Source organism: Pseudomonas sp. P116, from assembly GCF_020149425.1.
GTDB lineage: Bacteria > Pseudomonadota > Gammaproteobacteria > Pseudomonadales > Pseudomonadaceae > Aquipseudomonas > Aquipseudomonas anatoliensis.
In genome coordinates, this window is sequence record NZ_JACVHB010000011.1 from 21,807 (window position 1) to 41,707 (window position 19,901).

Here is a 19,901-nt window from a genome sequence, read left to right on the forward strand (position 1 = left end):
AGCAGGCTCACTCCTACAGGTAAAGGCAAAAAAATCACAAGAGGCCAATAATGCACAGCGAGTTTCCCACCGAGTCCTGTTACCGCCATCAGCGCGAACAGTTTCTTGCCGCCGCGACCGCTGCTGGCGCGACCCTGACCTCTTATGCGCATCCACGTAGCGGGCCGTTTGGCGAGCCATTGAGCACCGACGTTGCCGTGCTCGGCGATCCGCAGGCGAAGCGGCGTCTGGTGATATTGAGCGGTACGCACGGGGTGGAGGGTTATTACGGCTCTGACTGTCAGATCGACTGGCTGAAAACGTTCGTGCCGGGTTCGCTGCCCAAGGATGTTGCCGTGGTGATGGTTCACCTGATCAATCCCTGGGGCACGGCGTGGTTGCGCCGGGTCAACGAAGACAACATCGACCTCAATCGCAATCACCTGGATTTCACCGGGCCGCTACCGGATAACCGCGCATACGCCGCACTGCATGAAATCTACGCCTGCCGCGACCTGAACGGCCCCGAGCGACAACGTGCCGATGCCTTACTGGCTGCGCAGATCGAAGAGCAGGGCTGGCCGGCAGTGATGTCGATCGTCGAGGGCGGTCAGCACAGTCATCCCGACGGATTGTTTTACGGTGGCCGCGCGCCGAGCTGGTCGAATCGCACGTTGCATCAAATCATCGAAGCGCATCTGGCTGGCGCTGAAACGCTGATGTGCTTCGACCTGCACACCGGCGCTGGTGAGTACGGTCATCCGATGTTGCTGACCATCACCCAAGCGCCTTACCCGGCACTCGCGCAGGCCCAGGCGATCTACGGCCCATGGCTCTACACCCTGCACACCGGCGCCGACACCCAGAGCGAAACAGGTGTTGCGGCGACGGCCACCGGTTACACCTCGCAGGCGCTGCTCAATGCATTGCCGGGCGTGCAATTGATGCCATTTGTTATTGAGTGCGGGACGTATCCGGGGCCGGATGTGCATCGGCATCTGCGCGATGATCATTGGCTGCATCTGCATGGTGATCCACTGGATGCGACGGGGAGGGTGATCAAACTGAATCTGCTGGAGCAGTTTTATCCGGCGGATCCGGATTGGCGGGCGATGGTGGGGTTGCGGACTCGGCAGATTTGGGGGAGGGGGTTGGCAGCGTTGACTGCACAGACGTCGGAGTAGGTCGGCTAGAGTCTGAGCCAGGCCCCCATGTAGGGGCCTTACTGTTTAAAGCCTGAAAGTCCGTTGGCCGCGCGCCACTTTTTTACTGTTTCCGTGATGCCTTCTGCAGAGTCATCGGCGTCCTCTTGCGGATAGAAAATCAAATCGGATCCTTCAGGATGTTCACAAATAGAGTTGAAGTGAAATACGAGTCTGCTTTCGTCTTCCTCGCTCTCATCATTTCCTATGATGCGCTCAAGCAGGTCAATAAACTCTTGTTCTGTGTAATCCGAAAAGCTTTGTTTAGTAGCCATTTCAATCTTCACTGTGAATCTCTATGTGCCGTTTCGGAGTCACTACAGCCAAGTTATCCACGTCATAAACTGCACCACCATTCTGGATGTGCTCGATGTGATGTATCTCATACTTGGCTTTTTCTCCGTGATGCTCTGACTTCGGAGCAAAAGGAGATCTTCCATCCATAAGTTTCCCTTGGTTTGTGCGTTTGAATTGACTGAGCAACTCAGCATCGTTCGCCACCTCCTCCCAAAACGCCTCCCTGAATTTATCAAAGCTTGAAAACTCCCGCCCCCTGAGCCTATCCGCAATCCGTGTCGGAATCGGCACGCCTATCCCCGTTCCCGCCCCAGCAAGCCATATCCCCGAGACATCCTCCCCAATCCCCGTCACCGTACCCGGCATCAATCTGGCGGGCCTGGAAAACACCACATACAGCGACTTCAGCCCAGTGTCCGCCGGGAACACCAGAATACAATCCTCGGCAGTCATGTCCTCGCCGGGCAGGCCTTCTATCTGGCTGTCGGTGTTCTCCGCGATTGGATGAACAAGGATCGTGTTCAGTTGCTCGCCGTGTTCCGGATAGACCAGCGGCGGCATTGAGCCGAGTGGTCCGCGCTGCGGGGTCCACAAAATCGTAATGCCGTTGAGCTTGGCCTCCATCGCAGTCTTGTCGCTGTTCCACTCGACTTTGACGGTACGCACCGAGTCATCGCCCGAAGCGCCGGAGTGGATGCCGTAAACCTGCATGACCCCTTCGGCGTCACGCCGGAATTGAAAACGCACGCGCGTGGTGGCGCGGCTCATGTCGCGCAGCTGTTGATCGTTGTACAGCGTGCCGTCGCCCATCCTGGTCGGGAGCATCCCGAGGATGAAAATGCTGGCCGGCCCGCCTGCGCCACGTATTGCCCAATTGAGGCGCTGCTGCAGAATTCCGCCACCGGCCAAACGGCCCAAGGCTAGATCGGCGCCTATCGCCGTCGCAATCGCGGTGCTGGCAGAGGGGAAGAGCATGGCGCCCGCGACCATGATCTTGCCGAAGTTCGAGGCGGGTTCCGGTGCAGTGCCCGCGTCCGTTCGACACCAGTTACCCGCCGTGCAGGACTTGGCGAACACCTGATCTTCGCGGGGTTTTGGTGTTGGCCATTCATCCTTTTCGATGTACACCGGTTCCGGTGCTTTGGGTGGGACCCAGCCGCCCCATGAAGCGCCGGCGTAGTCGCGCTCCCAAGGCCAATCTTCATCGAAGAGAGATTTGAATCGAGCCATGACAACTCCCTGTATGGCTTTGAATCGAGCCAAGGGAGCTTGTCGGTCAATGGGAAAGTCGGGCAAACCGATGGGTTGAGTTTCACGCGCCTGGATTTACGAAAAATCCAATTCGTACCTGGGTCGAACTCGTTTCCTACAGTGCTATCTCGGTCTGTTCATTGGCGATTGAATCAGGTGAATCAAGGGCATTTCGCGTTTGTAGTCTTTCTGTTTGGATGGGGTGTAAACCCACATTTCTCCTACAGCATATTCAGGTCGACAGCCTACGCGGTGCTGCATGAGGATGTTTTGACGGTTCCCGGGATGGGTTTTTATAAAAGGATAAGTCCGTTGAGCATCTCTAATGAAAAAGACCGAGATTTTCTAGTGGCGATGGGCAGTCGCATTGCTCACTTACGCACAGTGCACGAGATCACACAGACTCGGTTTGCACGGGCTTTAGGTCTTTCCCGGCAGACCTTTCAGGGTTACGAGGAGGGCACCCGCAGCATGCCGGTAACGACACTAGTGAAGATGGCATTTGCGCTTCGCGTTCCTGTTGAAGATCTGCTCGGGGTTCCCTCTTACACGGAGACGCCCAGACGCAGCTTGACCTCGACGTGGTATCGACGGCTGCAGTCCATCAATGAGCTTTCAAAGGTCCAACAGAAGGTCATTGCGCAGATGCTCGACGCCCTGATCGCACAGGCAGCGACCAAAACAAGCGACGAAGAAAAAGAAGTTTGAAGTAACCCAAAGAACGCGGAACCAAGGTGCACGAACACCCTGGCCCCGCTAACCACAAGCAGCTAAACAGGAGCTAATCATGGCTAAAACCAATCATACGTCATCAACCCCCATCACTGAACGCCGGTTGAAAATCGCCGCAGACTTTTACCCGGTCCACACAAAGGCCAAAACCTACAGCGCCGCCAAGCCCGTGCCCTGGATCAGACTACGTGGCCTGTGGTTACGGCAGGCAGGATTCGAGGTGAACGAGAACGTCAAAGTGCGCGTGATGAAAGGGTGTCTGGTGATTACGGCGGAGTAACAGATACCGAGACGTTTCTCGAGGCATAAAAAAACGGCCTACCTTTCGGTAAGCCGTTTTTAGTACTTGGTGGCTACACAGGGACTTGAACCCCGGACCCCAGCATTATGAATGCTATGCTCTAACCAACTGAGCTATGTAGCCAAGTGGCGCGCATTATTCCCCTGAAATGAAAAAGCGTCAAGCGTAAATTTAAAATATTTCTTCTTATTTTCAACCGCTTATCCTCCGGCCCCGAAAATCGTGCCGGGCAGGGCATCAACGCAGCTGAAATCTCGCGGTGTTGGCACTCAAGGCATGACTGCCCTGACTCAAGGTGTCCGCCGCCAGATTCACCGCGCGAGCGCCTTCGAGCAAACGCACGGCCGCCTGATCGACCTGCTGGATATTGCTGCTGACCTCGTCGGCGGTAGTCGCTTGCTCTTCAACCGCTGTGGCGATCTGCGCCAGGGTGTCGGTGACGCTTTGCACGGCGCTGGCAATTTCGCCAAGGCGTTCGCCCAGCCCGGTCACTGCTTCGGCGTCCGTTTGTGCCTGGCCGCAGGCGGCTTCCATCAGGCTCACTGCTTCGTTGACCGTGGCGCGCAGGCTGTCGACCGTGCCGGCGATCTGCGCGGTGGACGATTGCGTACGTTGCGACAGGCTGCGCACCTCATCGGCGACCACCGCGAAACCGCGACCCTGTTCCCCGGCGCGCGCGGCTTCGATGGCTGCGTTGAGCGCGAGCAGGTTGGTCTGCTCGGCCACGCCGCGAATGGTGTCGACCACCAATTGAATCTGCTGCCCTTGCTCGCTGACCCGACCCAGCGCCGCAGCGGTGTCGTTCAAGCGTTGGTTGAGCTGTTGAATGCTCGCTGTGGTGCGCTGGCTGTCGCGGCTGCTGTCGGCGGCGATGCGCCGAGTGTGCTGGGCGCTGCCAGAGGCCTGTTCGCAGCTCTGTGCCACGCCTTGGGAGGTCGCCGCCAGTTGCGTGGCCGCAGCGGCGATCTGGCTGATCTGCAACTGCTGTGCTTCGACTTCGCTGAGGGCGCCGCTGGAATGATCGTTGAGGCTGCGAACCGCGTTGCTCAGTTGTGAAGTCTCGTGATCGACGCCGATCATGCTGGTGCGCAATTGCACCACGGCGACGTTGAGGGCAGTGCTGATCGCCGCGAGTTCGTCGTGTCCCACGACCGGTACTTGCAGACTCAGATTGCCGTCGCGCAGGGCTTCGGCAAGTACGGTGATGCCGCTGGCGCTGCGGCGGATCGAGGCTTGCAGGCAGATGAACAGATACAGCGCCGCCAGCAGCAGACAGCCGAACACCGCCGCGACGATGATCAACTGGCGGACCGCCGAGCCGTGATGGTCTTCGAGGCGCTGATCCAGCGACATCAGTGATTGCTGGCGCAGAGAGGCGAGGTCGGTCAGCAACGCGTCAAGGCTGCGCTCGAAGTCTTCCGGTTTGAGATTGATGCTGCCACCGAACACGCCGTCATCCAGCACTTTGAGGCCGCTGTCCAGGTGTTTGAGGCTGTCGTGGTATTGGCTGGCCCAGGATTGCAGGCCTGTGGGCAGGCGCGCTTCGAGCAAGCCTGCGGTTTTGACCAACTGCTCACGGGCATCGCCGATACGGCTGCGCAGATCGCGCAACTGCAAGCGACTTTGCAAAGTGAACTGACCGGACACCACCGAAGCCTGACCGACCGCCGCGAGGCGCCCGACCCGCTCGATCAGGTCCGGTGCGTGCTGCGTGGAAATCTGCGTCAGCAGATAGGTTTCCAGCCATGGCGCGAGGGTCAGGCGATTGTCCATGACGATTTGCTCGCGCAGCGCTTGCAGGGCGCTGAGGGCGTTGGTGAAACGGTCGTAACCGTCCGGCCACCAGCCGACGCCGCTGAGGCTTTTCGAGTCGAGGCCAGCGAGCGCGGTTTGCAACGCCTGATAACGGGTGAGGGTTTCGCCTTCGGCGCCCTCGTTATTCAGGGCATTGCCCAGGTCCGTGGTGGCTTGCTGGACAGCCGGCTGCACAGCATCGAACGCAGACATGGCGGCGAGCGTCGCGGGCGTCGGCTGACGATTGGTTTCCGTTGCTCGCCAACGGGCGGCGCGGTCGCGTTGGGCGGCGAGCAAGTTGTCGAGCGCATCCAGTGCGAGCAACTGACGCACGCCGGCGCGTTCACCGGAAATCAGATTGAGCTTGTCGCGATAGTCCTGGCCGATCATCAACAGGCTGCCGGCCAACGGCAGAATGAATAGCAGAAACAACAACTGGAATTTACGTGCGAAGCCAAACCGCCCCAGCAATTTGATCCCCGGTGATAGGAAAGCCTGCATGCCCCATGACTCCTCTGGACACCACGCACCAATGGCGTGCATCGCGGTCGGTCGACGTTGATGTTGTGCCCTGCTAAAAGGCCTCGAAAGTTCACCCTCGTTCGCTCTGTGGGCAAACTTTGTAGCGAAACTTCCCATTGTCGATCACCTTTGTAAGGCGACCGCGTTCAAGCGGAGAAGCAAGGCAAGATTCAGACCATGGCGTTGCGCTATCACCCGATCAATCACCCGTCCCCGTGTAGGAGCTGCCGAAGGCTGCGATCTTTTGATCCTGTCTTCTCAAATACAAGATCAAAAGATCGCAGCCTTCGGCAGCTCCTAAAGATTTGATCAGGCGATCAGTTGGTAAGTTGGTCAGTTAGTTAGCTGGCTAAGGGGATAGCGCTCGCGCACTGAAAAATGGCACATTGACGCACCTGCCTGCGTGCACCCATCTGCTGTCCGGAAATTTCCATGGCTATCAGCAACGCTCCGACCGCCGCTGTTTCGGCATCCGCTCCACCCCAAAGCAGCCCACTGGTGATGCGCATCATCGGCGCGGTGGCGCTGGCGCATCTGATCAATGACCTGATTCAGTCGGTTTTGCCGTCGATCTACCCGATGCTGAAGGCCAGCTACGGCCTGACCTTCACCCAGATCGGCCTGATCACTCTGACCTTCCAGCTGACCGCTTCGCTGTTGCAGCCCTGGGTCGGGTATCACACCGATCGGCATCCGAAACCATGGCTGTTGCCGGCGGGCTCAATTTGCACGCTGATCGGCATTGTGATGATGTCAGTAGTCGGCAGTTTTCCAATGATTCTGCTGGCGGCGGCGCTGATCGGCATCGGCTCCTCGACCTTTCACCCCGAGGCATCACGGATCGCGCGACTGGCCTCGGGTGGGCGCTTTGGTCTGGCGCAGTCGACCTTCCAGGTTGGCGGTAACGCCGGTTCCGCGTTCGGTCCATTGCTGGCGGCAGCGATCATCATTCCGTTCGGTCAGGGCAATGTGGCGTGGTTCGGTTTGTTCGCGGTATTTGCGCTGTTCGTGCTGTACCGCATCAGTCGCTGGTACGCCCATCACTTGAACCTGTTCAAGCTCAAGGCGGGCCAGGCGGCGACTCACGGGCTATCAAAGGGCAGGGTGACCAGTGCGTTGGTGGTGCTCGGATTGCTGGTGTTCTCCAAGTATTTCTACATGGCCAGCCTCACCAGCTATTTCACCTTTTACCTGATCGAGAAGTTCGACCTGTCGGTTGCCAGCTCGCAGTTGCACCTGTTCCTGTTTCTTGGTGCAGTGGCGGCGGGCACGTTCTTCGGCGGGCCGATTGGCGACAAGATCGGACGTAAGGCTGTGATCTGGTTTTCGATTCTTGGGGTGGCGCCTTTTACGCTGCTGATGCCTCACGTCGATCTGTTCTGGACCAGTGTGCTCAGCGTGATAATCGGCTTCATCCTCGCCTCGGCGTTCTCGGCGATTGTGGTGTACGCGCAGGAGCTGGTGCCGGGCAATGTCGGGATGATTGCGGGGATCTTTTTCGGTCTGATGTTCGGTTTTGGCGGGATTGGCGCGGCGTTGCTTGGGCATCTGGCGGATGTGCACGGGATTGAGTACGTGTATTTCCTCTGTTCGTTCTTACCGTTGTTTGGGGTGTTGGCGATTTTCTTGCCGAGTACCAAAAAGGCCTGAAGATCAAAAGATCGCAGCCTGCGGCAGCTCCTACATGGGATGGATGTAAACCTGCAGGAGCTGCCGAAGGCTCGGGCCGCGATCGGACGATCTTTTAACAATCTGTCAGGCACAAAAAAGCCGCGTCTAGAACGCGGCTTTTTCGTGGGTGCAGATTTTATACGTTGAAACGGAAATGCATCACGTCGCCGTCCTTGACGATGTAGTCCTTGCCTTCCAGACGCCATTTACCAGCCTCTTTGGTGCCGGCTTCGCCCTTGTACTGGATGAAGTCGTTGTAGGCGATAACTTCGGCGCGGATGAAGCCTTTTTCGAAGTCGGTGTGGATCACGCCAGCAGCCTGAGGTGCGGTGGCGCCGACTTTGACGGTCCAGGCGCGGACTTCTTCGACGCCGGCAGTGAAGTAGGTCTGCAAGTGCAGCATTTCGTAGCCGGCGCGGATTACGCGGTTCAGGCCCGGCTCTTCCAGGCCCAGGGCCTCGAGGAACATATCCTTCTCTTCACCGTCGTCGAGCTCGGCGATTTCTGCTTCGATCTTGTTGCAGACCGGAACGACGATGGCGCCTTCTTCTTCAGCGATGGCGCGGACGACGTCCAGGTGCGGGTTGTTCTCGAAACCGTCTTCAGCGACGTTGGCGATGTACATGACCGGCTTGGTGGTCAGCAGGTGGAAGCCTTTGATCACTGCTTTTTCGTCAGCGCTCATGGACTTCATCAGACTGCGCGCAGGCTTGGCTTCGGTGAAGTGAGCGATCAGTTGCTCCAGCAGAGCCTTCTGAACGACCGCGTCCTTGTCACCGCCCTTGGCATTGCGCGCGACTTTCTGCAGTTGCTTCTCGCAGCTGTCGAGGTCGGCGAAGATCAGTTCCAGGTCGATGATTTCGATGTCGCGTTTCGGGTCGACGCTGTTGGAAACGTGGATCACGTTTTCGTCTTCGAAGCAGCGCACCACGTGAGCGATGGCGTCGGTTTCGCGAATGTTGGCTAGGAACTTGTTGCCCAGGCCTTCACCTTTCGAGGCGCCGGCAACGAGGCCTGCGATGTCGACGAATTCCATGGTGGTCGGCAGGATGCGCTTGGGATTGACGATGGCCGCCAGTGCGTCCAGACGTGCATCGGGCATCGGCACGATGCCGCTGTTCGGCTCGATCGTGCAGAAGGGGAAGTTCTCGGCCGCGATACCGGATTTGGTCAGCGCGTTGAACAGGGTGGACTTGCCGACGTTAGGCAGGCCGACGATGCCGCAATTGAATCCCATGGTGTTTCCCCTCGGATAAGAGTCAGGCCTTCTGGCTGTGCAGGTTTTTCATCGCACGGTTCCATTCTCCGGCGAGGATATCCGGCAGCACGCCGAGGGCAAAGTCGATGCTGGCATCGAGTTTTTCCTGTTCGGCGCGTGGCGCACGACCCAGGACGAAATTTGAAACCATACTGGCGACGCCCGGGTGGCCGATGCCAAGCCGCAGACGGTAGAACGTATTCTGATTGCCCAGTTGCGCGATGATGTCGCGCAACCCGTTGTGACCGCCATGGCCGCCGCCCTGCTTGAGCTTGGCGACGCCCGGAGGCAGGTCGAGTTCGTCGTGCGCCACCAGGATTTCTTCAGGCTTGATGCGAAAGAAACCGGCGAGTGCCGCCACGGCCTGGCCGCTGCGGTTCATGTAGGTGGTGGGAATCAGCAGACGAACATCCTGACCCTGATGCGAGTAGCGCCCGGTCAGGCCGAAATATTTGCGATCGGCGACAAGGTTCACACCTTGTGCGGCTGCGATGCGCTCAACAAAAAGGGCCCCTGCGTTATGCCGGGTCTGTTCGTATTCAGCGCCTGGATTTCCCAGGCCAACGATCAGTTTGATGGCAGTCACGATAGGGGCCCTTCCTTGGAGTGGTGGATAACATCGCCGCAATCAGGGAGAGCGGCGAAAGTGGACGAAAAAAGCTCATTTACCATAGATGTAAACTCCGCGTTCTCGCCCGCTTTCTCGCTACGTTCCAGTCCGCGATGTTACTTGATCACTCCGGCGTCACAGAGTGAATTACTCTGCAGCGCCTTCTTCAGCTTCTGGAGCAACGCGTGGAGCGTGTACGTTTGCAACAGCTTTGTCGTCACCGTGAGCCAGTGCAACGAACTCAACGCCTTTAGGGGCTTTGAGGTCGGACAGGTGAACGATTGCGCCGATTTCCAGAGCCGACAGGTCGACTTCGATGAACTCAGGCAGATCTTTCGGCAGGCAAGTCACTTCGATTTCCGAAACAACGTGCGAAACTTCGCCGCCTTTCTTGATCGGAGCTTCTTCACCAACAAAGTGCACAGGCACGATAGCGGTCAGTTTCTGACCTGCTACAACGCGTACGAAGTCAGCGTGCAGAACGTGGCCTTTCGACGGGTGACGTTGCAGAGCTTTGATGATGACGTTCTGCTTGGTGCCACCAACGTTCAGCTCGATGATGTGGCTGTAAGCCGCTTCGTTTTCGAGCAGTTTGGCAACTTCTTTGGCCAGCATGCTGATGGATTCAGGGGCTTTTTCGCCACCGTAAACAACAGCTGGAACCAGAGCGGCGAGACGACGCAGGCGGCGGCTCGCACCTTTCCCCAGGTCGGAACGCACTTCAGCATTCAGAGTAAAATCGTTCATTTTGTATCTCCAAAATAGCCATGACCGAGCGGCGTTTGCGACCAGCGCCTAACACGGTATGGGCAAAAAAGCCCCGCCCCGACAGGAATGCCGGGGCGGGGCGCTTTTCGTCATCGAGACATTTCGAGAAGGGCAGGGCCCTTAGCGGAACATCGCGCTGATCGATTCTTCATTGCTGATGCGGCGAACCGCTTCGGCAACTACCGGTGCAATATCCAGTTGGCGGATACGTGCACAGGCTTGTGCTGCAGCGGACAGCGGGATGGTGTTAGTCACCACCAGCTCGTCCAGCACGGAATTTTCGATATTCTCGATGGCCCGACCCGACAGCACAGGGTGTGTGCAGTAGGCAAAGACCTTGGCTGCGCCATGCTCTTTCAGGGCCTTGGCCGCGTGGCACAGAGTGCCGGCGGTATCGACCATGTCATCGACCAGAATACAGGTACGCCCTTCGACATCACCGATGATATGCATCACTTCAGAGTGATTGGCTTTCTCACGGCGTTTGTCGATGATCCCGAGATCCACACCCAGCGACTTGGCAACAGCACGTGCACGCACGACGCCACCAATGTCCGGGGAAACAATCATCAGGTTTTCGAAGCGCTGATCTTCAATGTCATCCACCAGAACCGGGGAGCCGTAGATGTTATCTACCGGAATATCGAAGAAACCCTGAATCTGGTCAGCATGCAGATCAACCGTGAGAACACGGTCGATGCCGACTACGGTAAGCATGTCAGCGACGACTTTCGCGCTGATAGCCACACGTGCGGAGCGCGGACGGCGATCCTGACGGGCATAACCAAAATAAGGAATAACAGCAGTGATACGAGTAGCCGAGGAGCGGCGGAAGGCGTCAGCCATCACTACCAGTTCCATCAGGTTATCGTTGGTCGGAGCGCAAGTCGGCTGAATAATGAAAACGTCTTTACCGCGAACATTTTCATTGATCTCGGCAGTAATTTCGCCGTCGGAAAATTTGCCGACAGAGATGTCACCGAGAGGGATATGCAGCTGACGTACAACACGCCGAGCCAGATCGGGGTTAGCGTTCCCCGTAAAGACCATCATCTTGGACACGCGCAGTACCTAGAGGCTGAGGGTAACCTGGATGAGTATGGAAAATGGCAGGGGCGGCTGGATTCGAACCAACGCATGGCAGGATCAAAACCTGCTGCCTTACCGCTTGGCGACGCCCCTGTATCTGTTGCATCAAGTGCCGAGCACCTGGTTCCTTTAGAGCAGACTTTGCAGCTTGCGATGCAACATCGAAATGTTGCTTCCTTTCGCTACAAACCCTGTAAGGGTCTCTGTCAGAAGGGCCGAGACTTTATCAGCTTCAGCTTTGCTTGGGAAGCCCCCAAACACACAACTTCCAGTTCCGGTGAGCTTTGCTTCGGTAAATTTACCTAACAAATCCAATGCGTTACGTACTTCTGGATAACGCCTTGCAACCACCGGCAAGCAGTCATTTCGACTGTTTCCCTCGGGAACGGGGCGCACTTTAATGGGCGGCGTGTTACGTGTCAACAAAGGATCGGAAAAAATTTCTGCCGTACTTACAGAGACTTGCGGCACGAGCACCAGATACCACGGTTCTTCAGGGTCGACGGGGGTCAGTTTCTCGCCCACACCCTCGGCAAACGCCGCGTGACCACGGACAAAAACCGGAACATCGGCGCCAAGCGACAAGCCTAGTGTCGCGAGCCGATCTTCATCCCAGCCCAGTTGCCACAGATGATTGAGACCCAGCAAAGTGGTTGCCGCATTTGAGCTGCCGCCACCAATGCCGCCGCCCATGGGCAGAACCTTGTCGATCCAGATGTCGATGCCCAGCGCACAGCCGGACTGTTGCTGAAGCATTTTCGCCGCACGCACGATCAGATTGCTGTCATGCGGCACGCCGGCAAATTCGGTATGCAGTTGAATCACGCCGTCATCGCGCACGGCAAAAGTGATTTCATCGCCGTAATCGACAAACTGAAACAATGTCTGCAACTCGTGATAGCCGTCTTCACGGCGACCCAGAATGTGCAGCATCAGATTGAGTTTGGCCGGCGAGGGCAGGGTCAGGCGTGCAGCGGTCATGCGTTATTGCCCCAACTTGCGCGGTTGCCAGGTCTTGATCACCAGCGTCACATCGAGGTCGGTGCCGTGCAGCTTGATGCGCTCGGGCAGCCAGTAACCGTTTTGTTCGGTGTAAGCGGTGTATTCGACTTTCCAGCCATCCTGTTCAAGGTTGGCCAGACGGCTGTTGGCATCCAGATTAAGGCGGCTTTTGCTGTTCGGCGCAGGCAGGCCACGGACCCACCAGGCCAGGTTCGACACCGGCAATTTCCAGCCCAATTGCTCTTCGAGCAAGGTTTCCGGCGATTGCGATTCGTAGCGGCCCTGATTGGCGACTTCCAGCGAAACTTTGCCCGGACGCCCGGTCAGGCGTGCCGCGCCACGACCCAGCGGGCCGGACAGGCGAATGTCGTAGTAATCCTGACGCTGCAGCCAGAACAGCGTGCCGCTACCGGAATCTTTTGGTGCGCGGATGCCGATCTTGCCGTCGATCTGCCAGCCGTCGAGGCCGGTCAGCTGTTGTTTGTTCGCCACCCATTGGGCCGGGCTACCGTGGCCCTCGACCGATTCGCGAGCGCCGAAACCCGCGCAACCGGCGAGCAGGGCGATGAAGCTGAAAACAATAACGTGGCGCAAAAACATGAGTTAAAGAGTCTCGGATCCGGTCAGGCGCTTGATGGTGCTGCGCAGAATGGTGCTGTCGGGCTGATCCTTGAGGAATTTGCCCCAGACTTGTTTGGCTTCACGCTGGTTGCCCTTGACCCACAATACTTCGCCCAGGTGTGCGGCAACTTCGTGGTCAGGGAAACGCTCCAGCGCCTGACGCAGATATTTCTCGGCGTCGTCCAGATTGCCCAGGCGGAAATTCACCCAGCCGAGGCTGTCGAGTACCGCCGGGTCTTCCGGGTTGATCTGGTGTGCCTGCTCGATCAGCGTCTTGGCTTCAGCGTAGCGGGTCGTGCGATCGGACAGGGTGTAGCCCAAAGCGTTCAGCGCCATGGCGTTGTCCGGGTCGCGCTTGATGATCAGGCGCAGGTCTTTTTCCATCTGCGCCAGGTCGTTGCGTTTTTCCGCGAGCATGGCGCGGGTGTACAGCAGATTCAGATCGTCGGGATATTGCAGCAAGGCGTTTTGCAATACCTTCCAGGCCTTGTCGTCCTGCTTGTTGGCCGACAGGGTTTCCGACTCGATCAGGTACAGCTGAATCGCGTAATCCGGTTGTTCATCGCGTTCGGCCGCCAGTTTGCTTTGGGCTTCGGCGGTCTTGCCGTTGTTCATCAGGATATCGGCCTGACGCAGCTGTGCCGGCAGATAGTCGTTGCCCGGGCCGACTTGGGCGTACTCGATCAATGCGCCCTGCGGGTCGTTGCGTTCTTCGGCGATGCGCCCCAGGTTCAGGTGCGCCGAATCGACATGGCTTTCCCGAGCGATAAGGTCTTCCAGATAACCTTTGGCCTCATCCCAGGCTTTGGCTTCAAGGCAGACCAGCGCCAGCGAATAACGCAGTTCGTCGTCTTCCGGGTATTGCTGAACGAGGCTGGAGAACTCGGCCTTGGCGTCGTCCATCCGATCCTGCTCGACCAGCATCCGCGCGTACGTCAGGCGCAGACGTTTGTCGTCCGGATATTTCTTGATGCTTTTTTGCAGCAGTGGCAGGGCTTCGTCGCCACGGTTCAATAGCTGGAGCAGGCGGGCGCGCAGCAGAATCGGGGCGATTTCGCCGTCTTCCGGCGGATTGTCTTCGAGCAGTGCCAGTGCCGCTTTGTTGTCGCCATCCTGTTGCAGGAGCAGGGCCTTGCCGAAAATCAGCTGACTGTTGTTCGGGTGACGCTGCAACAAGCGGTCAAAACTTTTCATCAGGCCGTTGCGGGTTTCCTGATCGGTATCCGCCGCCGACAACGCGAGGAAGTCGAAATGGGTGTCGCCCTTGCCTTGCAGGACTTTCTCCATATAGACCATCGAGTCGTCATAACGCCCGGCACGCGCCAGTTGCACGGCGGCGGCGCGTTGCGCTTCGAGATCGTCCGGCGCGTTTTTCGCCCAGATCAACGCGGTATCCAGCGCAGGCTGATCCGCACCGAGGTATTCGGCGATGCGGAACGCGCGCTCGGAGACGCCCGGATCCTGGGTGTTGATGGCCTGAGTCACGTAGTTATCGAGGGCAATGTCGAAACGATTGCGCTGGCCGGCGAGCTCGGCGCTCAGCAGGCTGAACACGGTTTCTTCACTGAACGAGCTGTAAACCTTGGGTTTTTCAGGCGCAGGGGTGGTGTCTTCAACCGGCGGCGTACCGTCCGGCGACACGGGGGCCAAGGCCTGGCAGCCGCTGAGGAAGACAAAAGCGAGGAGCAACGCGGAGGATCTATTCATATAGGAAGAGGACGACTAACCTGCGGTCGGATCATCATGACACAAGCCTTCAGCCAAACATAACCGGTGAGGCAATTTACGCTGATCCCCATACCCCAATGTGTCTACGTACCAATGTAGGAGCTGCCGAAGGCTGCGATCTTTGGATTGTAAAAAACAGGATCAAAAGATCGCAGCCTTCGGCAGATCCTACAAGGGTGCGGTGTTGTGTGAACGAGAACGGCTCGCAGTTGTTGACTCACTGATCAGGTCAATAGATATCCAATAGTTGTTCTGAATCTGACGAAGGTGGACAATTGCCGGCTTCACGTCACTATCAGCGACCTTGAATGGCCTTCCTTGCACTCGGTATCAACCACAAGACTGCTTCAGTAGACGTCCGCGAGCGCGTGGCCTTTACCCCTGAGCAGCTGGTTGAGGCGTTGCAGCAGCTCTGCCGACTTACCGACAGCCGCGAAGCTGCGATCCTCTCCACCTGCAATCGGAGTGAGCTCTACATAGAACAGGATCAGCTGTCGGCGGATATCGTGCTGCGCTGGCTGGCCGACTATCACCATTTAAGCCTCGAAGAGCTGCGTGCGAGTGCTTATGTGCATGAAGATGATGCGGCAGTTCGTCACATGATGCGCGTCGCCTCCGGGCTCGATTCGCTGGTGCTGGGCGAGCCGCAGATTCTTGGCCAGATGAAATCGGCCTACGCCGTGGCCCGCGAGGCCGGCACCATCGGGCCGCTGCTCGGGCGTCTGTTCCAGGCAACCTTCAATGCCGCCAAACAGGTGCGTACCGACACCGCCATCGGGGAAAACCCGGTGTCTGTGGCGTTTGCCGCGGTCAGTCTGGCGAAACAGATTTTCAGTGACCTGCAACGCAGCCAGGCCTTGCTGATCGGCGCCGGCGAGACCATCACCCTGGTCGCCCGCCATTTGCATGAGCTGGGGGTCAAGCGCATCGTTGTCGCCAACCGTACGCTGGAGCGCGCAAGCCTGTTGGCTGAGCAGTTCGGCGCCCACGCGGTGTTGCTGTCGGACATTCCGGCAGAACTGGTGCGCAGCGATATCGTCATCAGTTCGACCGCCAGTCAGTTGCCGATCCTCGGTAAAGGCGCCGTCGAGAGCGCATTGAAACTGCGCAAGCACAAACCGATCTTCATGGTCGACATTGCCGTTCCCCGGGATATCGAACCGGAAGTCGGCGAACTGGACGACGTTTACCTCTATAGCGTCGACGATCTGCACGAAGTGGTCGCCGAAAACCTCAAGAGCCGCCAAGGTGCAGCACAAGCGGCCGAAGAGATGGTCTCGGTCGGTGCCGACGATTTCATGGTGCGCCTGCGTGAGCTGGCGGCGGTTGACGTGCTCAAGGCCTATCGTCAACAGAGCGAACGTCTGCGCGACGAGGAGCTGCAAAAAGCCCTGCGTCTGCTGGCCAACGGCGGCAACGCCGAAGATGTGCTGGGGCAACTGGCCCGTGGCCTGACCAATAAACTGTTGCACGCGCCCAGCGTGCAACTGAAAAAGCTTTCTGCCGAAGGCCGCCTCGATGCGCTGGCCATGGCTCAGGAACTCTTTGCCCTCGAGGGCTCACCGGATAGCTTTTCGGATAAAAAACCGCAATGAAAGCGTCACTGCTCAATAAGCTGGACATCCTCCAGGACCGTTTCGAGGAACTGACCGCGCTGCTCGGCGACGGCGAAGTCATTTCCGATCAGACCAAATTCCGCGCCTATTCCAAGGAATATGCCGAGCTCGAGCCGGTCGTACACGCCTATGAAAAGCTGCTCGGCGTACAAGGCGATCTTGAAGGCGCGCAGGCGCTGCTCAAGGACAGCGACCCGGACATGCGTGAAATGGCTGTGGAAGAAGTCCGTGAAGCCAAAGAAATGCTGATCACGCTGGAAGGCGATCTGCAACGCATGTTGCTGCCCAAGGATCCCAACGACGGGCGTAACGTGTTCCTCGAAATTCGCGCCGGCACCGGCGGCGACGAGGCGGCGATCTTCTCCGGCGATTTGTTCCGCATGTACTCGCGTTACGCCGAGCGACGTGGCTGGCGTGTCGAGATCCTGTCGGAAAACGAAGGCGAACACGGTGGCTATAAAGAGGTCATCGCACGCATTGAAGGCGACAACGTTTACGGCAAGCTGAAATTCGAGTCCGGCGCGCACCGCGTACAGCGTGTACCCGCCACCGAATCTCAGGGTCGTATCCACACCTCGGCCTGCACCGTGGCGGTGTTGCCCGAGCCGGACGAGCGCGAAGCCATCGAGATCAACCCGGCGGATTTGCGCGTCGACACGTTCCGTTCTTCCGGGGCCGGTGGTCAGCACGTCAACACGACCGACTCGGCGATCCGCATCACGCACATTCCGACCGGCACCGTCGTCGAGTGTCAGGAAGAGCGTTCCCAGCACAAGAACCGTGCACGGGCGATGGCGTGGTTGTCGGCCAAACTCAACGATCAGCAAACCGCCGCGGCGGCCAATGCAATCGCCAGCGAGCGTAAATTGCTCGTCGGTTCCGGTGATCGTTCCGAGCGCATTCGCACCTACAACTTTGCTCAGGGCCGGGTGACCGACCATCGCGTCAACCTGACTCTATATTCGCTTGATGAAATTCTCGCCGGTGGCGTGGAGGCGGTAATCGAGCCGCTGCTGGCCGAATACCAGGCCGACCAACTCGCGGCGATAGGTGAATAAATGACCATCATTGCCAGCCTGTTGCGCGCCGCCGACCTGCCGGATTCACCGACCGCACGTCTGGACGCCGAATTGCTTCTGGCCGCGGCGCTGGGCAAATCGCGCAGCTTTCTGCACACCTGGCCCGAACGCATCGTGCCGACTGAAGCCGCGCTGAAGTTCGCCGAGTACCTGCAACGCCGCCGCGGGGGCGAGCCGGTGGCCTACATTCTCGGCCAGCAGGGTTTCTGGAAACTTGATCTGGAAGTCGCACCGCACACGCTGATTCCGCGCCCGGACACTGAGTTGTTGGTGGAGGCAGCGCTGGAATTGCTGCCGGCGACTCCGGCCAAAGTACTCGACCTCGGCACTGGCAGCGGCGCGATTGCCTTGGCCCTGGCCAGCGAGCGTCCGGCGTGGCAGGTCACGGCTGTGGATCGTGTGCTCGAAGCCGTGGCGCTGGCCGAGCGTAATCGCCAACGCCTGCATTTGAACAACGCCAAGGTGCTGAGCAGTCATTGGTTCAGTGCTCTTGAAGGTCAGCGTTTTCAGCTGATCATCAGCAACCCGCCGTACATTGCCGCGACCGATCCGCATCTGATCGAAGGCGATGTGCGTTTCGAACCCGCCAGTGCCTTGGTGGCCGGTGAGGACGGGCTCGACGATCTGCGTCTGATCGTCGCCCAGGCCCCGGCGCATCTGGAGGCCGGTGGCTGGCTGATGCTCGAACACGGCTATGATCAAGCCGAAGCCGTGCGCGATCTGCTGCTCGGTCGCGGTTTCGAAGAAGTCCACAGCCGCACCGATCTGGGCGGCCATCAACGCATCAGCCTGGGGCGCCTGCCGTGCTGAACGATCAGGAATTGCTGCGCTACAGCCGGCAGATTCTGCTGCAACACATCGACATCGACGGCCAGTTGAAGCTCAAGGACAGTCGCGTCCTGATTGTCGGCCTCGGTGGTCTAGGCGCACCGGTTGCCTTGTATCTGGCAGCGGCGGGTGTCGGTGAACTGCATCTGGCGGACTTCGACACGGTCGATCTGACCAACCTGCAGCGCCAGATCATCCACGACACCGACAGCGTCGGCATGAGCAAAGTCGACTCGGCGCTCAAGCGTCTGGGCGCGATCAATCCTGAGATTCAACTGATCGCCCATCGTCAGGCGCTGGACGAGGATTCCCTCGCCGCAGCCGTTTCTGCGGTGGACCTGGTGCTCGACTGTTCGGATAATTTTTCTACTCGTGAAGCCGTCAACGCCGCGTGTGTGGCGGCGCGCAAACCGTTGGTCAGCGGCGCGGCGATTCGCCTCGAAGGGCAACTTTCCGTGTTCGACCCGCGTCGCGCCGAGAGCCCGTGCTACCACTGTTTATACGGGCACGGTAGCGAAGCCGAACTGACTTGCAGCGAGGCGGGCGTGGTCGGGCCGCTGGTGGGCTTGGTCGGCAGTCTTCAGGCGCTTGAGGCATTGAAGGTGCTGGTCGGTTTTGGTGAACCGCTGGTGGGCCGCTTGCTGTTGATCGATGCGCTGGGTTCGCGCTTTCGTGAATTGCGCGTCAAACGCGATCCGGGGTGCAGCGTCTGTGGGTCACAGCATGCGTGAGGCGCCGATCGGCGTGTTCGATTCCGGTGTCGGCGGTTTGTCGGTACTGGCTGAAATTCAGCGCTTGTTGCCCAATGAGTCGTTGCTGTACTTCGCCGATTGCGGGCACATTCCGTATGGCGAGAAAACCCCGGAATTCATCCGTCAGCGTTGCAATGTGATGGCCGGTTTTTTCCGCGAGCAGGGCGCCAAGGCGTTGGTGGTCGCTTGCAATACCGCAACGGTGGCGGCTGTTGCCGATCTGCGCCGCGACTTTCCCGACTGGCCGATTGTCGGCATGGAGCCTGCGGTCAAACCGGCCGCTGCCGCTACCCGCAGCGGTGTGGTCGGTGTACTTGCCACTACTGGCACCTTGCAGAGTGCCAAGTTCGCAGCCTTGCTCGACCGCTTCGCCACGGATGTTCGCGTGATCACCCAACCGTGCCCCGGTCTGGTTGACTTGATTGAAAGCGGCGATCTGCACAGTGCCGAGTTGCGCACCTTGCTGCAAAGTTATGTCGATCCGCTGCTGGCCAACGGTTGCGACACGATCATCCTCGGCTGCACGCACTATCCCTTCCTCAAGCCGATGCTCAGCTCGATGATCCCCCAGAACATCAGCCTGATCGATACCGGCGCCGCCGTGGCGCGGCAACTTCAGCGCCTTCTCGCAGAGCGCGATCTGCTCGCTGCTGGGCCGGACCGATCGGTCAGATTCTGGACGACCGCCGAGCCGCAGCACTTGCGCAACATCCTGCCCCTGTTGGGGCAAACGCCGGGTGACGTGCAAAAATTCAGTTTGTAAAAAAAATGTGAAATAACTGAAAAATCAGCTGAACTTCT

The 19,901-nt window shown here is 58.6% G+C and carries 19 protein-coding genes and 2 tRNA genes; 9 read left to right on the top strand and 12 right to left on the bottom strand.

What is annotated here, in order from left to right:
• Nucleotides 1–50 precede the first annotated feature (50 nt).
• Nucleotides 51–1,163: a DUF2817 domain-containing protein gene (locus ICA15_RS28035; RefSeq protein WP_210555679.1), complete on the top strand. Its 1,113-nt coding sequence runs from the start codon at nucleotides 51–53 to the stop codon at nucleotides 1,161–1,163.
• Between the two features lie 38 nt (nucleotides 1,164–1,201).
• Here ICA15_RS28035 and ICA15_RS28040 read toward each other — a convergent pair whose 3' ends face one another.
• Entirely contained in the window at nucleotides 1,202–1,456 is a 255-nt protein-coding gene (locus ICA15_RS28040; RefSeq protein WP_210555680.1) for a bacteriocin immunity protein, read from the bottom strand.
• A gap of 1 nt (nucleotide 1,457) precedes the next feature.
• Nucleotides 1,458–2,708: an S-type pyocin domain-containing protein gene (locus ICA15_RS28045; RefSeq protein WP_210555681.1), complete on the bottom strand. Its 1,251-nt coding sequence runs from the start codon at nucleotides 2,706–2,708 to the stop codon at nucleotides 1,458–1,460.
• 333 nt (nucleotides 2,709–3,041) lie between these two features.
• Here ICA15_RS28045 and ICA15_RS28050 point away from each other — a divergent pair, with 333 nt between their 5' ends.
• Nucleotides 3,042–3,437, top strand: a complete 396-nt coding sequence (locus tag ICA15_RS28050) for a helix-turn-helix domain-containing protein (RefSeq protein ID WP_224450928.1) — start codon at nucleotides 3,042–3,044, stop codon at nucleotides 3,435–3,437.
• A gap of 79 nt (nucleotides 3,438–3,516) precedes the next feature.
• On the top strand, nucleotides 3,517–3,741 hold the full coding sequence (locus ICA15_RS28055; RefSeq protein ID WP_210555682.1) for a SymE family type I addiction module toxin: 225 nt from the start codon (nucleotides 3,517–3,519) through the stop codon (nucleotides 3,739–3,741).
• Between the two features lie 67 nt (nucleotides 3,742–3,808).
• Here ICA15_RS28055 and ICA15_RS28060 read toward each other — a convergent pair.
• Both ICA15_RS28060 and ICA15_RS28065 read right to left on the bottom strand, forming a co-directional pair.
• A tRNA-Met gene (locus tag ICA15_RS28060) sits at nucleotides 3,809–3,885 on the bottom strand.
• Between the two features lie 114 nt (nucleotides 3,886–3,999).
• Complete coding sequence (locus ICA15_RS28065) at nucleotides 4,000–6,057, bottom strand: methyl-accepting chemotaxis protein (RefSeq protein ID WP_210555683.1); 2,058 nt, start codon at nucleotides 6,055–6,057, stop codon at nucleotides 4,000–4,002.
• A gap of 453 nt (nucleotides 6,058–6,510) precedes the next feature.
• Between ICA15_RS28065 and ICA15_RS28070 the strand changes: the two genes are divergently transcribed.
• On the top strand, nucleotides 6,511–7,728 hold the full coding sequence (locus ICA15_RS28070; RefSeq protein WP_210555684.1) for an MFS transporter: 1,218 nt from the start codon (nucleotides 6,511–6,513) through the stop codon (nucleotides 7,726–7,728).
• A 157-nt stretch (nucleotides 7,729–7,885) separates the two neighbouring features.
• On the opposite strand, the gene ychF is transcribed toward ICA15_RS28070, so the two are convergent.
• From ychF to ICA15_RS28110, 8 genes are all read right to left on the bottom strand, one after another.
• Nucleotides 7,886–8,986, bottom strand: a complete 1,101-nt coding sequence (ychF, locus tag ICA15_RS28075; protein ID WP_150605271.1) for a redox-regulated ATPase YchF — start codon at nucleotides 8,984–8,986, stop codon at nucleotides 7,886–7,888.
• Nucleotides 8,987–9,008: 22 nt separating this feature from the next.
• Entirely contained in the window at nucleotides 9,009–9,593 is a 585-nt protein-coding gene (gene pth / locus ICA15_RS28080; RefSeq protein WP_003228164.1) for an aminoacyl-tRNA hydrolase, read from the bottom strand.
• Between the two features lie 171 nt (nucleotides 9,594–9,764).
• Nucleotides 9,765–10,364, bottom strand: a complete 600-nt coding sequence (locus ICA15_RS28085; RefSeq protein WP_150605272.1) for a 50S ribosomal protein L25/general stress protein Ctc — start codon at nucleotides 10,362–10,364, stop codon at nucleotides 9,765–9,767.
• Between the two features lie 141 nt (nucleotides 10,365–10,505).
• A complete protein-coding gene (locus ICA15_RS28090; protein ID WP_003171603.1) occupies nucleotides 10,506–11,447 on the bottom strand; it encodes a ribose-phosphate pyrophosphokinase in 942 nt (313 codons plus the stop codon).
• Nucleotides 11,448–11,492: 45 nt separating this feature from the next.
• Nucleotides 11,493–11,567: transfer RNA gene (locus tag ICA15_RS28095), tRNA-Gln, on the bottom strand.
• Between the two features lie 36 nt (nucleotides 11,568–11,603).
• Nucleotides 11,604–12,455: a 4-(cytidine 5'-diphospho)-2-C-methyl-D-erythritol kinase gene (ispE, locus tag ICA15_RS28100; protein WP_150605273.1), complete on the bottom strand. Its 852-nt coding sequence runs from the start codon at nucleotides 12,453–12,455 to the stop codon at nucleotides 11,604–11,606.
• 3 nt (nucleotides 12,456–12,458) lie between these two features.
• Nucleotides 12,459–13,076: a lipoprotein insertase outer membrane protein LolB gene (gene lolB / locus ICA15_RS28105; RefSeq protein ID WP_210555685.1), complete on the bottom strand. Its 618-nt coding sequence runs from the start codon at nucleotides 13,074–13,076 to the stop codon at nucleotides 12,459–12,461.
• Nucleotides 13,077–13,079: 3 nt separating this feature from the next.
• Entirely contained in the window at nucleotides 13,080–14,804 is a 1,725-nt protein-coding gene (locus tag ICA15_RS28110; RefSeq protein ID WP_150616380.1) for a tetratricopeptide repeat protein, read from the bottom strand.
• 329 nt (nucleotides 14,805–15,133) lie between these two features.
• On the opposite strand from ICA15_RS28110, the gene hemA reads away from it, so the two are divergent.
• Genes hemA through murI form a run of 5 tightly spaced genes read left to right on the top strand, consistent with a single transcriptional unit; the run spans nucleotide 15,134 to nucleotide 19,863 of the window.
• Complete coding sequence (gene hemA / locus ICA15_RS28115; RefSeq protein WP_150605275.1) at nucleotides 15,134–16,420, top strand: glutamyl-tRNA reductase; 1,287 nt, start codon at nucleotides 15,134–15,136, stop codon at nucleotides 16,418–16,420.
• Nucleotides 16,417–17,499, top strand: a complete 1,083-nt coding sequence (gene prfA / locus ICA15_RS28120; protein WP_150605276.1) for a peptide chain release factor 1 — start codon at nucleotides 16,417–16,419, stop codon at nucleotides 17,497–17,499. The genes hemA and prfA overlap by 4 nt, the downstream gene beginning before the upstream one ends.
• Nucleotides 17,500–18,330, top strand: coding sequence for a peptide chain release factor N(5)-glutamine methyltransferase (gene prmC / locus ICA15_RS28125; protein WP_150616378.1), 831 nt, complete (start codon nucleotides 17,500–17,502; stop codon nucleotides 18,328–18,330).
• Nucleotides 18,324–19,079 (top strand): molybdopterin-synthase adenylyltransferase MoeB, encoded by a 756-nt coding sequence (locus tag ICA15_RS28130; protein ID WP_150605278.1) that lies wholly within the window; start codon nucleotides 18,324–18,326, stop codon nucleotides 19,077–19,079. Before prmC ends, ICA15_RS28130 begins: the two co-directional genes overlap by 7 nt.
• A complete protein-coding gene (gene murI, locus ICA15_RS28135; RefSeq protein WP_210555686.1) occupies nucleotides 19,072–19,863 on the top strand; it encodes a glutamate racemase in 792 nt (263 codons plus the stop codon). The genes ICA15_RS28130 and murI overlap by 8 nt, the downstream gene beginning before the upstream one ends.
• The last annotated feature ends 38 nt before the right edge of the window (nucleotides 19,864–19,901 follow it).